Source organism: Nitrobacter sp. 62-23 (genome assembly GCF_001897285.1).
Classification (GTDB): domain Bacteria; phylum Pseudomonadota; class Alphaproteobacteria; order Rhizobiales; family Xanthobacteraceae; genus Nitrobacter.
This window is the reverse complement of the sequence record NZ_MKSM01000024.1, coordinates 9,902-23,027: the sequence shown is the minus strand read 5'-3', so window position 1 is coordinate 23,027 and position 13,126 is coordinate 9,902. Positions and strand designations below refer to the sequence as shown.

Genomic DNA, 13,126 nt, shown 5'->3' with positions numbered 1-13,126 from the left:
ACATGCTCGAGTTCCTGGTCGAAAAATTCCACGATCCCCGGTTCATGACGATGGTTCTCGCCGCCATCGCCGCCAGCGCAACCGTCTACACGCTGATCACGCCGTTTTTCGCGGCGGAGGGCCTCTCGAAGCGGATGAAGGCCGTCGCGAGCGAGCGCGAACGCATCCGCCAGCGTGAGCGCGACCGGCTCTCGAAATCCGAAAAGGTCTCGCTGCGTCAGGCCCCGAAGCAGTTGGTCTCAAGGATCGTGGAAGACCTCAATCTCGGTAAGTGGGTGGCTCAGGAAGCCGCGCGGGACAAGCTGGTCATGGCCGGGTATCGTGGCCATGCTCCCTACATCACCTTCCTGTTCTTCCGCATGGTCACCCCGATCGTCATGCTGATCGGTGCGGCTGTCTACGTCTTTCTGTTGTCGCACATGCAGCAGTCAGTTCTGGTCAAGGTCGGCATATGCATCGGCGCCGTTTTTTTCGGTTTGCAGGCGCCCATGCTGTTTCTGAAAAACTCCATTGCCAAGCGCCAGCTTTCGATCAGGCGGGCGTTTCCGGACGCGCTCGATCTGCTGCTGATCTGCATTGAATCCGGCATGTCCATCGAAATCGCGTTTCGCAAGGTCAGCACGGAAATCGGCAGCCAGTCCGTCGCGCTTGCCGAGGAGTTCACGCTGACCACAGCCGAACTGTCCTACCTTCAGGACCGCAAGGTCGCCTACGAGAATCTGGCGAAGCGCACCGGGGTCGAGGGCGTGAAATCCGCATGCCTCGCGCTCCAGCAATCAGAGCGATACGGCACTCCGCTCTCGCAAAGCCTTCGTGTGATGGCGCAGGAAAATCGCGACATGCGCATGTCCGAAGCCGAGAAGAAGGCGGCCGCCCTGCCGCCCAAACTGACGGTGCCGATGATCGTGTTCTTCCTGCCGTGCCTGTTTGTGGTGATTCTCGGGCCAACGGGCATCAAGATCGCAGCCCAAATGCATTGAGGCCTGCAATTGGCGGCACGGTGACCGGAAGGTCGGTCACTCCGGGCTGCGGATCGCGTTCGGACTTATCTATCCGGCTCTCATGACTTCCGGGCGTCCGGGGCGAGAACATCTCCGGCGCCGGCGCGCGCGCTACCACCGCGCCCGAGCACCTGCTTCAGGTAGGCGACGTTTGCCTCGGCCTCGTCGGCGGGCAGATCGGCCTTCACGATACTTTCTGCCTCGTCGAACCTGCCCTGCAAGCCGACGACGAGCGCGAGATTTTGACGGACCCGACTGTCGGCGCGGGCGTTGGCGTAAGCGCGGCGCAACGCATCCTCGGCTTTCGGCAGTTCCTTGGTCAGGACATACGACATGCCCAGATTGGACAGCACCGAGGGCTCATCGGGCATGATCCTGAGCGCGCTCGCATAATAGCGGCGCGCTTCATCGTGGCGGCCGAGCTTGTCGAGTGTCGTCCCCTGAACCGAGAGAATCCGCCAGTCCGGATTCGCCGGCGTATGAGCGCGGCCGAGCACATCGAACGCCTGCTGCGACTGGCCGTTGTCGGCGAGCGCCCGTCCCCAGCCGGCCAGCACCGCCTTGTTGCCCGGATTGAGGATCGCGGCGCGTTCCAGCACCGCGACCGCCTGGGCGCGTTGCCCGATGGCGCGCAAGGCCTGTCCGTATTTCAACGCCACATCAGCGTCTTTGGGGTTGGCGCGGAATTTCTCGCCATAAACTTCGGCGATGCGATGAGGATCGGATTCGGAGTTTGCCTTCGCCTTCGCGCCGAGCGAGCCGGTGATGTCCGCAACGCCCATGGTCTGACAGCCGCCGAGTCCGATCGCCAGTATCGCCGACACGGCCGCGGACGCGAGAAGCCTGGCAAGACACGACTGCTGACGCATGGGCACCCACTCGCAATTGCTGGCCGATCAGATAGCTGGACGGTTTCAGCAATAGACTGTTAACCCTAACGTCTGGTTAACTGCACCGACTGACATCTTCGCGCCCAGCCGCTAGACTTTCCCTCATCGAACAGAGATCGAGACACCCATGCATTCCGCGTTTTCGACCGCGCCGGCCAGGGAAGCCGTTCCGATCACCCTCGTCGCCGAGGCGGCGTGGGAAACCACGGGCGCAACGCTGGACGATCATGCACGCCGGTTTGCCGAGGCGAACGGCTTTGCGGCGAAGGCCGGGCAGTACCTGGCGCTGCCGGCGGCAAACGGCGAGGTCTCGCACGTTCTGTTCGGACTCGGCGATGCCGCGGGTCGCTCGCGCGATCCCTTCCTCGCCGGCAAGCTGCCGGGCCTGTTGCCCGCCGGGACATTCCGCTTCGCCAATGCGACCGATGACATGCATCTCGCGACGCTGGCCTTTGCGCTCGGCAGCTACCGCTTCGGCCGTTACCGCAAGGCCGACGCGCCGAAGGCTCGGCTGGTGCCGCCCGACGGCGTCGACGTCGCCGATATCTCGCGGATGGCGGATGCCGCGGCGCTGGCGCGCGATCTCATCAACACGCCCGCCAACGATATGGGACCGGAAGAACTCGCCGCAGCGGCGCAGAATCTCGCGCAGCGTTTCGGCGCGAGCTTCAACTGCATCACCGGCGACGATCTGAAGCAAGGCAATTTTCCGCTGATCCATGCGGTCGGAATGGCCTCTCCGCGCGCGCCGCGCCTCATCGATATGAGTTGGGGCGATCCCGCACACCCGAAAGTCACGCTGGTCGGCAAAGGCGTCTGCTTCGATACCGGCGGCGTCGATCTCAAACCCGCTACCGGCATGCTGATCATGAAGAAGGACATGGGCGGCGCGGCCAATGTTCTGGCTTTGGCGCTGATGATCATGGATGCGAAGCTGAAGGTTCGGCTGCGCGTCCTGATCCCGGCGGTGGAGAACGCGGTGGCGGGAAACGCGTTCCGGCCGCTGGATATCTTTCCGTCGCGCAAGGGCTTGAGCGTTGAAATCGGCAACACCGATGCCGAAGGCCGGCTGGTTCTTGCCGACGCGCTGACGCTCGCCTGCGAAGACAAACCCGACCTTCTGATCGATCTCGGAACGCTTACCGGCGCGGCGCGCGTCGCGCTCGGACCGGACATTCCGCCTTTCTATACGAGCGACGAGCGGCTCGCGCGCGATCTCGCGAGCTGGGCGGAGGCCGAGAACGATCCGCTGTGGCGGATGCCGCTATGGCCCGCTTACGACGCGTGGCTGGATTCCAAGGTCGCCGACATCAACAATGCGCCCTCGGGCGGCTTCGCCGGCTCGATCACCTGCGCGCTGTTCCTGCAACGCTTTGTCGAGGCGACGACAAGCTGGCTTCACGTCGATATCTACGGCTGGACGCCGGCCGCGAAGCCAGCGCGACCCGAGGGCGGCGAATGCCAGGCCGCGCGTGCGATCTACCGACTGCTGGACGAACGCTATGGATGATCCGCGCCTCACGCCGGCCCGGCCGGAGATTGCCGCACGTTATTTGGAGGGCAAGGTCAAGGCCGCGCGTTACGTCGACGGCGAGGAACGCGAGATCGTCGACGCCGTTGCGCCGCTGCAGCGCGAGCCTTTGCCTGACGCCATGCTCGATACCCAGGCGCTGCGCGGCGAGCGCGTCACGGTCTACGATCACAGCGCCGAAGGCTGGGCCTGGTGTCAATTGGAAAGCGACGGCTATGTCGGATGGATTCCCGACCGCGCGCTTGCAAGGCCCCGTGCAGCACCGACCCACAAGGTCATCGCGCTGCGCACGTTCGCGTTTCCGGGACCGTCGATCAAACTCGCGCCTGCGCAAACACTGCCGCTCGGCGCGGCGCTGACCATCCGCCGCCATAACGGCGTCTTCGCCGTCGCCGCCGGAGACCTCTACATTCCCGCAAGTCACGTCGCGCCGCTCGATCATATCGCCAGCGATTTCGTCGCGGTCGCCGAAATGTTCGCCGGAACGCCTTACCTCTGGGGCGGCAAGACCAGCCTCGGCATCGACTGCTCCGGTCTCGTGCAGGTGGCGCTCAACGCCGCCGGCATCCGTTGTCCGCGCGACAGCGACATGCAGGAAGCGTCCCTGGGACGCGCATTGTCGCCTGCGGAAGCAGGAGAGCCGCGGCGCGGCGATCTCATCTTCTGGAAAGGCCACGTTGCGATCGTCCGCGACGCAACCACCCTGATCCACGCCAACGCACATCACATGGCAACAGCCATCGAGGGCATTGATGACGCGATCGCCCGCATCAAGGCAGCGGGAAGCCCCGTAACCAGCGTGAAACGACTCGATTCCCCCTCATGCCCGGGCTCGCCCCAGGCATCCACGTCCTGAAGCCAGATTCAAAAACGTGGATGGCCGGAACAAGTCCGGCCATGACGATCGATGGGTCTGCCTGAACTCCAACCACGGCGATCTTACACCGCGTGCTCCGACTCATTCCGCGCTTGCTTCCGCGCCGTTTGCGGTCTCCAGCCGGAACGCCGCGGCAAACAGCGCGCGCGTGTAATCCGACTTCGGACTCTTGAACAATGCCGATGCCGGCCCCTCCTCCACCACCTTGCCGTGCCGCATCACGATGAGATGGCTGGCGAGCGAGGCGACCACCCGCAGGTCATGCGAGATGAACATGTAGGTCAGGTCGCGCTTGCGCTGGAGATCACGCAGGAGATCGACCATCTGCGCCTGGAACAGCATGTCGAGTGCGCTGGTCGGTTCATCCAGCACCACGAAATCGGGCTCCAGCACCACGGCGCGCGCGATGCTGATGCGCTGGCGCTGGCCCCCGGAGAATTCGTGCGGATAGCGGAAACGCGTCGCGGGATCGAGCCCGACATCGCTGAGCGCCTTGACCACCCGCGCCTCGCGCTCAGTCTCCGAGAGCGAGCGCTGATGCACGCTCAAGCCCTCCGCCACGATATCGCCGACCGACATCCGCGGGCTCAGGGCTCCGAACGGGTCCTGAAATACGATCTGCATGTCGCGACGGAACGGCCGCATCTCCTTGAAACGCAGACCCTGGATGTTTTTGCTCAGGAACACGATCGGCCCGTCCGACGAAATCAGCCGCAACAGCGCCAGACCGAGCGTGGTCTTGCCGGACCCGGATTCACCGACGACGCCGAGCGTCTCGCCCTTGCGCACCTTCAGCGTCACGCCATCCACCGCCTTGATATGGCCGACCGTCTTGCGCAGCAGTCCGCGCCGGACCGGAAACCAGACCTTGAGATCGTCGGCCGCGATCACGACCGGCGATTCGGGGCGCGGCGGCGCCGGATCGGGCTTCGGCTCCGCGGCCAGAAGCTCGCGCGTGTAGGGATGTTGCGGCGACTCGAAGACCCGTTCGACCGATCCCTTCTCGACGATCTTGCCACCGTTCATGACGCAAACACGATCGGCGATGCGGCGGACGATACCGAGATCGTGGGTGATGAACAACAGGCTCATTCCGAGCCGGGCTCGGATATCCGCCAACAGCGCCAGGATTTGCGCCTGCACGGTGACGTCCAGCGCCGTGGTCGGCTCGTCAGCGATCAGCAGGTCCGGTTCATTGGCGAGCGCCATCGCGATCATCACACGCTGACGCTGGCCGCCGGACAACTGGTGCGGATAGCTCGCAAGCCGGGTTTCCGGCTCGGGAATGCCGACCTGCGTCAACAGCTCCAGCGTGCGCCGCCGCGCCGCCGCACCGCGACCCCTGCCGTGCAGCAGCAAGATCTCGCTGATCTGGGCCTCGATGGTGTGCAGCGGATTGAGCGAGGTCATTGGCTCCTGAAAGATGATCGAGATGTCGTTGCCGCGAATGCTCCTGATCTCGCGCTCCGACAGACCGAGCAGTTCGCGGCCCTTGAAGCGGATGTTGCCGCCGGGGTGCGACGCGGCCGGATAGGGCAGCAGCTTGAGGATCGACAGCGCGCTGACGGATTTTCCGGATCCGGATTCGCCGACCAGCGCCACGCACTCGCCGCGCTTGATATCGAACGAAATGCGATCGACGGCGATCGACGTTCCGCCGGCGTGGTGAAACGCGACGGAGAGGTCGCGAACCTCGAGCAGCGGCTGATCGATGGCGTCCATGCGAGCCTTACCTGAACGTCTTGCGCGGATCGAAGGCATCGCGCACAGCTTCACCGATGAAGATCAAAAGCGACAGCATGATCGCGAGCGCGAAGAACCCGGTGAAGCCGAGCCACGGCGCCTGCACGTTGGCCTTGCCCTGCGCGAGCATTTCGCCGAGCGAGGGCGAACCCGGCGGCAGACCGAAGCCGAGAAAATCCAGCGCGGTCAGGGTCATCACCGAGGACGACACGATGAACGGCAGGAACGTCATGGTCGCGACCATGGCGTTCGGCAAAAGGTGGCGAAACATGATGGTCGCATTCGACACGCCGAGCGCCCGCGCCGCCGTGATGTATTCAAAGTTGCGGCCGCGCAGGAATTCGGCGCGCACCAGACCGACCAGCGACACCCATGAGAACAGCAGCAGGATGCCGAGCAGCACGAAGAATCCCGGCACCAGCACCGACGACAGGATCAGGAGCAGGTAGAGCGAGGGTATCGCGGTCCAGACCTCGATGAAGCGCTGGAAGGCGAGATCGACCCAGCCGCCGAAATAGCCCTGCACGCCGCCGGCGGCGATGCCGATGACCGACGACACGATGGTCAGGCAAAGCCCGAACAGCACCGAGATCCGGAACCCGTAAATCAGCCGCGCCACCACGTCGCGGCCCTGATCGTCGGTGCCGAGCCAGTTGTATTCGAGATCGCGGCAGCCCGTGAGGTGCTTGCGCTGCACCACGTCCTTGCATTCAGCCTCGGTCAAGAGCCAGGTCGGTTTTGAGGGCGCCGGCGTCGGCAGATCGAGGTTATGGGTGTCGTAGGAATAGCGGATCGGCGGCCAGATGATGGTGCCGCCCTTGTCCTTGATCAGTTTCTGAACATAGGGGTCGCGATAATCTGCGGCGGTCTCGAAATCGCCGCCGAACGTAGTTTCCGGATAGGTCACGAATGCCGGGAAATAGAAATGGCCGTTCATGTGGATGAGAAACGGCCGGTCGTTGGCGATCAATTCCGCAAATAGCGAAATGAAAAACAGGATCAGGAATATCCAGAGCGACCAGTAGCCGCGCCGGTTCGCTTTGAAATTCTGCCAGCGGCGGCGGTTGAGCGGCGACAGGCGGAGCCGATGCGGTCCCGGCGGCACAGCTTCGCCGAGCGGCGAAACAGCCCCGGTTTCGACCGGCTTTGCCGACGTCACCGCCATCAGACCTCCCGCGCCTCGAAGTCGATCCGCGGATCGATCCACATGTAGGTGAGATCGGAGATCAGGTTGATGACAAGCCCGATCAGCGAAAAGATGAAGAGCGTACCGAACACCACGGGATAGTCGCGGTTGAGCACGCTCTCAAAACCAAGAAGGCCGAGCCCGTCGAGCGAGAAGATGGTTTCGATCAACAGCGACCCTGAAAAGAAGGCGTGAACGAATGCACTGGGAAAGCCGGCAATGACGATCAGCATGGCGTTGCGGAACACGTGATTGTAAAGCACCTGCCGCTCGCTGCAGCCCTTGGCGCGCGCGGTCATCACGTATTGCTTGCGGATTTCGTCGAGGAACGAATTTTTGGTCAGCAGCGTCATGGTGGCGAAGGCGCCGAGCGCCATCGAGATGATGGGCAGGGTCAGATGCCAGAAATAGTCGAGGATCTTCCAGTACCAGGGAAACTGGCTCCAGCCGTCCGACGTCAGTCCGCGCAAGGGGAAGATGCTGAAGAACGATCCGCCGGCGAACAGGATGATGAGCAGGATCGCGAACAGAAAGCCGGGTATCGCAAAGCCGACGATAATCACCGCCGAGGTCCAGGTGTCGAAGCGCGATCCGTCCCTCACGGCCTTGCGGATTCCGAGCGGTATCGAGATCAGGTAGGTCAGAAGCGTCATCCAGATGCCGAGCGACATCGAGACAGGCAGCTTTTCCTTGATGAGCTGGATCACGGTTGTGTCGCGGAAGTAGCTCTTGCCGAAATCGAAGCGCGAGAAGTTCCACAGCATCAGCAGGAAACGTTCGGGCGCGGGCTTGTCGAAGCCGAACTGCTTTTCGAGACTCTTGATGAAGGCGGGATCGAGTCCCTGCGCCCCGCGATACTTTGAATTCATGGCGTCCGACGACGCCCCGACCTGGGCGCGCGCGCCGAAATCGCCGCCGGACGATCCGGAAATGCGCGACATGCCGCCGGTGTCCGAACCGCTCAGTTGCGCGATCACCCGCTCGACCGGACCGCCGGGCGCGAACTGCACCACGACGAACGACACAAACAGGATACCCAGCAATGTGGGAATCATCAAAAGGATGCGTCGGGCGATATAAGCGCTCATGCCTATTTTGCCTGCCCGGATGACGCCGCGCCCGCCTGCGTCGACCACCAGATGTCAGGCGCCATTACGCCGAGATATTTCGGCAGGTGAGGCGGATGTCCGAATACGTCCCAATAGGCCAGCCGGTGCAGGTTCGAGTACCATTGCGGCACCCAGTAACGGCCGGCTCGAATGACGCGATCCAGCGCGCGCGCGGCGAACACGAGTTTCGCGCGGGTATCGGCGGCGATCACCTGCTCCATCAGCGAATCGACCGCGGGATCGGCGATCCCGGCGAGGTTGTTCGATCCCTTGGTCCCTGCCGCTTGCGACGAAAAGAACGGCCGCAGTGAATCACCCGGAACGGTCGAGAAACCGAAGCGCTCGATCACCATATCGAAATCGAAGTCGTCGCGCCGCGCCCTCGCCTGCACGGGATCGACGAGCCGCAGCGTCGCCTCGATGCCGAGCGTCCCGAGGTTCTTGATATAGGGCATGTGATGAGCCTGGAACGCTGGCTCGTCGAGCAGGAACTCAACGCGGAACAGCTCGCCCTGCGGGGTCATCCGCTTGCCGTCCTTGATAGGAAAGCCCGCGTCGTTGAGCAGTTGCACGGCCCTGCGCAACAGCTTGCGGTCCTGTCCCGAGCCGTCCGACACCGGCGGCACGAACGGCATGCCGAACACCTCGTCCGGCACCTTGCCGCGGAACGGCTCCAGCAATACCAGTTCCTCCGGCGACGGGGGACCGCTCGCCATCAGGTCGGAATTCTGGAACGGCGATACCGTCCGCACATAGGCGCCGTACATGATGGTTTTGTTGGTCCACTCGAAATCGAAGGCGCAGTCGAGCGCCTCGCGCACGCGCGGGTCCTTGAACTTGTCGCGTCGGGTGTTGATGAACCAGCCTTGCGCGCCGGACGGCGTCTCGTCGGGCAACTGCTCGCGCTTGACACGCCCCTCAGTCAGCGCCGGAAAATCGTAGCGCGTATTCCAGATCCGCGACGTGAACTCCTCGCGGTACAGGTAGCTGCGGCCGGAGAAACCCTCGAACGCCACATCGCGGTCGCGGTAGAAATCGAACCGAACAGTATCGAAATTGTAGCTGCCGCGGCAAACTGGAAGATCGGCGCCCCACCAGTCCTTGACGCGATCGAATTCGATGAAGCGATTGGGCTCGAACCGGCCGACCTTGTACGGCCCGCTGCCGAGCGGGACGTCGAGCGTCGATTCGTCGAACGGATGCGCGGTGTAATAAACTTTCGAAAAGATCGGCAGGCCGGCGACGAACGGCGGCACGTCGCGGCCGCGTTTCGCCGCGAAGGTCACGACCAGCGTCGCGTCGTCAGGCGCTTCCGCGCTCACCATGTCCCGCATCTGCTGGGTGATCAGGGGATGGCCCTTGGCCTTGAGGATCGTCAGCGAAAACGCTGCGTCGCGCGCGGTCAGCTTCTGTCCGTCATGAAACCGCGCTTCCGGCCGCATCTTGAAGTGATAGGTCAGCCCGTCGGCCGAAATACGCACCGACCTGGCAGCGAGACCGTACATCGCATCAGGTTCATCACCGGCGCGCGCCATCAGCGAGGTGAACGTCATCTCCATGCCCTTCGCGCCGTCGCCCTTCAGGATGAAAGCGTTGAGCGAGTTGAAGGTCTGGAACGACTGATTGAAGGCGCGGCTCGACGGAATGGTCGAGAACAGCCCGCCCTTCGGCGCATCGACATTGACATAGTCGAAGTGATGAAAGTCGGCCGGATACTTCAGGTCGCCGAACGCCGACATGCCATGAGATTCCCCTTGGGACTCGGTCTCCGCGCCGATCGCAGCCGCCGGCCGAAGCCACGCCGTGGCTGCCGCACCGATCCCGAGACCAATCACCTGGCGGCGGCTGGGCCCGCTCATCCGCGCAAAACTCCTCAAGATCGATTGCCGATCTTGGCCGACCGGCCGGCATCGTACCACCACAGCGCCGGGAAGGCTGTAAGACCATATTTCGGCATCTGGGCCGGCCGACCGAAGCGATCCCAACGAGCGGTGCGCACCTTCGAGTAAGTCCACTGCGGCACGACGTAGTGATGGTGCAGCAGGACGCGGTCGAGCGCATGGGTGGCTGCAACCAGATCGGCGCGATCTTTGGCGAAGATCACGCGCTCGATCAGCTTGTCGATGGCCGGATTCCTGATGCCGACGATGTTGCGCGAGCCGGGCATGTCCGCCGCACGCGAGCCCCAGAACTCGCGCTGTTCGTTGCCCGGCGACAGGGATTCAGCCCACGACGCGACCACCATGTCGAAATCCCAGTTGCGCATCCGGTTTTCGTATTGCGTCGGGTCGATGGTGCGGATGCTGACGGTGATCCCCATGCGCTCCAGCGAGGGCTTGTAAGAGAGCAGAACGCGTTCGAAGGTCGGGTCTTCCGACAGCAGTTCGATCTCGAACGGCGCTCCGGTCTTGCCATCGACCTGCTTGCCGCCGCGCACCTCGTAGCCCGCTTCCTTGAAAAGCCTCATCCCCTCGCGCAGGTTGTTGCGAACCGCCTCGGGATTACCGCCGACCGGATTGCTGTACGGCGTCGTGAAAACGTCCGCCGGAACCTCGGCGCGGACGGTTTCGAGAATCTCCAGCTCCCTGCCCTCGGGCAGACCGCTGGACGCCAGTTCGGTGCCTTCGAAATAGCTTGCGATGCGCGTATATTGCCCGAAGAACAATTGCTGGTTCATGGTCTCGAAATCGAACGCGAAGTTCAGCGCCCGCCGCACCCGCACGTCGCTGAACTTGTCGCGTCGGAGATTGGGCGCGAACGCCTGCATGATGCCTGAGCTGTTATTGGGAAACTCCTCCAGGATGACGCGGCCTTCCTTCACCGCCGGGAAATCGTAGGCGGTGGCCCAGTTCTTGGCGCTGTTTTCCGTGCGCCAGTCGACCTGGCCGCCCTTGAAGGCTTCGAGCGCGACGGTGCTGTCGCGGAAATACTCGTAGCGCAATTCATCGAAGTTGTTGCGGCCGACGTTGAAGTTGGCATTCAAGCCCCAGTAATCCTTGACCCGTTCCAGCGTGACAGATCGCGCCGCCTCGAAACTCTTGATCCTGTAGGCCGCGCTGCCGAGCGGCGGCTCCAGCGTGGTCGCTGAGATATCGCGCTTCCTGCCGGCACCGTCGGCGCCTTCCCACCAATGCTTGGGAAGCACCATCAGTTGCCCGACGATCTGCGGCAGTTCGCGGTTTCCCGGCGCGTCGAAGGTGAAGGTGACGTCGCGCTCGCCGGTCTTTTCCGCTTTCACCACATGACGGTAGTAGGCGGCATATTGCGGATGATGCGTCTTGAACGAATTGAGCGAGAAGATCACGTCCTCCGGCGTCACCGGCTTGCCGTCATGCCACTTCGCTTGCCCCCGCAGGCGGTAGGTGACGAAGGAAAAGTCGTCGGGATAGCTCACCGCCTCCGCAAGCGCGCCGTACTCCGTCGCGACTTCGTCCAGCGATGGCATCGTCAGCGATTCGTAGATCAGCCCGACCGCTCCGGCGATCGAGCCCTTCACGCCCGAGACGACCGGATTGAAATTGTCGAAGGTGCCGAGCGCGATCTGCCGCACCGTGCCGCCCCTGGGGGCGTCCGGATTGACATAGTCGAAATGCTTGAAGCCTTCCGGATATCTCACGTCGCCGAACAGCGAAAGCCCGTGCCGCCATTTGAGTCCGGTCGGCCCGGCCTGCGCGCGGGCCGCCTCAAAGGCCGAAGCACCGGTCAGGACTTTGACCACGGGAGCGGCTGCGATCAAGGCTCCGCCATGAAGAAGACGTCGTCGGGTGAAGGCCAAAAGCAAATTCCTGCGATTTGTCGGGCGCGCCAATGCTACGGCGCGACGCACTGTTTCGGCCGATTATGTCGGTTTTTCGGGATGACGCCACCCCACCTCCCGCACTTGTGCGGTGAAACGTCGTGAAGAATTGGAGAACCGGTTGGCGATGTGGCCGGGAAATCCTCGCGGCTCACATTCGCCCCTCGCGCCACACCGAAGGCCAGCGCAGCTATTTCGCGACGGCCGGCAGCGGCTCCGGCTTGTCGGAGTTGTTGTTCAGATAAGCAATAATGTCGGCACGCTCGCTGTCCTTCGGCACGCCAGCGAATCCCATGGCGGTGCCGGGGATGTAGCCCTTCGGATTGGCGAGGAACTTGTTCAACTCCTCGAAGGTCCAGGTGCCGCCCTTGGCTTTCATGGCCTCCGAAAAATTGAACCCGCGGCCCTGGCCGCGCGGCTCTCCGACAATGCCGTAGAGATTGGGGCCCACGCGATTCGGCCCGCCCTTCTCGAAAGTATGACAGGCGGCGCACTTCTTGGCCGCAGCGGCGCCTTTCTCGACCGACGCCGCCTGCAGCAGCTTCGCGATCGACGGCTCGGCAGCCGGCTTGGCCGCATTGTCCGCTTGCTTGGCACCGCCGGCGGTCGCCGCCGGCTCTTCCTTGACGGCAATTTTGAAACCCGGCTTCGCCGGCACGACCGGCGCGAAGATCGCATGGGCAACGAAATTCGTCACCAGCACAAAGATGCAGGTGCCCAGCAGCACACCGAGAAATTTATTGATATCGAAGGAGTCCATTTTGGTCAGGCTCCACTCAAGTTTGGTCGGGCTTCCCGGCTCCTGTGGAACGCGGCAGGCGGCGGGACGAGATAACGGTTTGCCGGTGTCCTGACAACCCGTATAAACGCCGCGGCCCTTGAAAATCCTGCCAATTCCCCGATCGCTTGACTTCGGGCCCTGGACCTCCCGACCGATGACCGAGACCCGCGCTCTGGTGCTGATTCCCGCCCGCATGGCCGCGACCCGCCTGC

At 63.2% G+C, this 13,126-nt stretch carries 10 protein-coding genes and 1 pseudogene (1 of these 11 only partly in view); 4 read left to right on the top strand and 7 right to left on the bottom strand.

From position 1 onward, the window contains the following. The first annotated feature begins 2 nt into the window (after window positions 1-2). The gene (locus BGO16_RS02795; protein WP_292617083.1) at window positions 3-980 is read left to right on the top strand and encodes a type II secretion system F family protein; all 978 of its coding nucleotides are present in this window, start codon (window positions 3-5) and stop codon (window positions 978-980) included. A gap of 80 nt (window positions 981-1,060) precedes the next feature. Here BGO16_RS02795 and BGO16_RS02790 read toward each other — a convergent pair whose 3' ends face one another. Further along, window positions 1,061-1,870, bottom strand: a complete 810-nt coding sequence (locus BGO16_RS02790; RefSeq protein WP_292617081.1) for a tetratricopeptide repeat protein — start codon at window positions 1,868-1,870, stop codon at window positions 1,061-1,063. 148 nt (window positions 1,871-2,018) lie between these two features. Between BGO16_RS02790 and BGO16_RS02785 the strand changes: the two genes are divergently transcribed. Together BGO16_RS02785 and BGO16_RS02780 are read left to right on the top strand one after the other, a co-directional pair. Beyond that, on the top strand, window positions 2,019-3,401 hold the full coding sequence (locus BGO16_RS02785; RefSeq protein WP_292617080.1) for a leucyl aminopeptidase family protein: 1,383 nt from the start codon (window positions 2,019-2,021) through the stop codon (window positions 3,399-3,401). Beyond that, on the top strand, window positions 3,394-4,278 hold the full coding sequence (locus tag BGO16_RS02780; RefSeq protein ID WP_292617079.1) for a C40 family peptidase: 885 nt from the start codon (window positions 3,394-3,396) through the stop codon (window positions 4,276-4,278). Before BGO16_RS02785 ends, BGO16_RS02780 begins: the two co-directional genes overlap by 8 nt. 102 nt (window positions 4,279-4,380) lie before the next feature. On the opposite strand, the gene BGO16_RS02775 is transcribed toward BGO16_RS02780, so the two are convergent. The 6 genes from BGO16_RS02775 to BGO16_RS02750 all read right to left on the bottom strand — a co-directional run bounded on the left by BGO16_RS02775 (window position 4,381) and on the right by BGO16_RS02750 (window position 12,893). Continuing rightward, window positions 4,381-6,021, bottom strand: coding sequence for an ABC transporter ATP-binding protein (locus BGO16_RS02775; RefSeq protein ID WP_292617077.1), 1,641 nt, complete (start codon window positions 6,019-6,021; stop codon window positions 4,381-4,383). Between the two features lie 7 nt (window positions 6,022-6,028). After that, window positions 6,029-7,207: an ABC transporter permease gene (locus tag BGO16_RS02770; protein WP_292617076.1), complete on the bottom strand. Its 1,179-nt coding sequence runs from the start codon at window positions 7,205-7,207 to the stop codon at window positions 6,029-6,031. Next, entirely contained in the window at window positions 7,207-8,316 is a 1,110-nt protein-coding gene (locus tag BGO16_RS02765) for a microcin C ABC transporter permease YejB (RefSeq protein ID WP_292617075.1), read from the bottom strand. Before BGO16_RS02765 ends, BGO16_RS02770 begins: the two co-directional genes overlap by 1 nt. A gap of 2 nt (window positions 8,317-8,318) precedes the next feature. Then, window positions 8,319-10,196, bottom strand: coding sequence for an extracellular solute-binding protein (locus BGO16_RS02760; RefSeq protein WP_292617074.1), 1,878 nt, complete (start codon window positions 10,194-10,196; stop codon window positions 8,319-8,321). 14 nt (window positions 10,197-10,210) lie between these two features. After that, window positions 10,211-12,112, bottom strand: a complete 1,902-nt coding sequence (locus BGO16_RS02755; protein ID WP_292617073.1) for an extracellular solute-binding protein — start codon at window positions 12,110-12,112, stop codon at window positions 10,211-10,213. Window positions 12,113-12,323: 211 nt separating this feature from the next. Next, window positions 12,324-12,893, bottom strand: coding sequence for a cytochrome c family protein (locus tag BGO16_RS02750; protein WP_292617072.1), 570 nt, complete (start codon window positions 12,891-12,893; stop codon window positions 12,324-12,326). A gap of 175 nt (window positions 12,894-13,068) precedes the next feature. Between BGO16_RS02750 and BGO16_RS02745 the strand changes: the two are divergent. Next, window positions 13,069-13,126 (top strand): annotated as a pseudogene (locus BGO16_RS02745) (3-deoxy-manno-octulosonate cytidylyltransferase); it runs 637 nt beyond the window's last position.

Bases quoted from the DNA above. Each gene is read 5' to 3' on its own strand.
- BGO16_RS02795 (WP_292617083.1), top strand. From the start codon at position 3: ATGCTCGAGTTCCTGGTCGAAAAATTCCACGATCCCCGGTTCATGACG.
- BGO16_RS02790 (WP_292617081.1), bottom strand. From the start codon at position 1,870: ATGCGTCAGCAGTCGTGTCTTGCCAGGCTTCTCGCGTCCGCGGCCGTG.
- BGO16_RS02785 (WP_292617080.1), top strand. From the start codon at position 2,019: ATGCATTCCGCGTTTTCGACCGCGCCGGCCAGGGAAGCCGTTCCGATC.
- BGO16_RS02780 (WP_292617079.1), top strand. From the start codon at position 3,394: ATGGATGATCCGCGCCTCACGCCGGCCCGGCCGGAGATTGCCGCACGT.
- BGO16_RS02775 (WP_292617077.1), bottom strand. From the start codon at position 6,021: ATGGACGCCATCGATCAGCCGCTGCTCGAGGTTCGCGACCTCTCCGTC.
- BGO16_RS02770 (WP_292617076.1), bottom strand. From the start codon at position 7,207: ATGGCGGTGACGTCGGCAAAGCCGGTCGAAACCGGGGCTGTTTCGCCG.
- BGO16_RS02765 (WP_292617075.1), bottom strand. From the start codon at position 8,316: ATGAGCGCTTATATCGCCCGACGCATCCTTTTGATGATTCCCACATTG.
- BGO16_RS02760 (WP_292617074.1), bottom strand. From the start codon at position 10,196: ATGAGCGGGCCCAGCCGCCGCCAGGTGATTGGTCTCGGGATCGGTGCG.
- BGO16_RS02750 (WP_292617072.1), bottom strand. From the start codon at position 12,893: ATGGACTCCTTCGATATCAATAAATTTCTCGGTGTGCTGCTGGGCACC.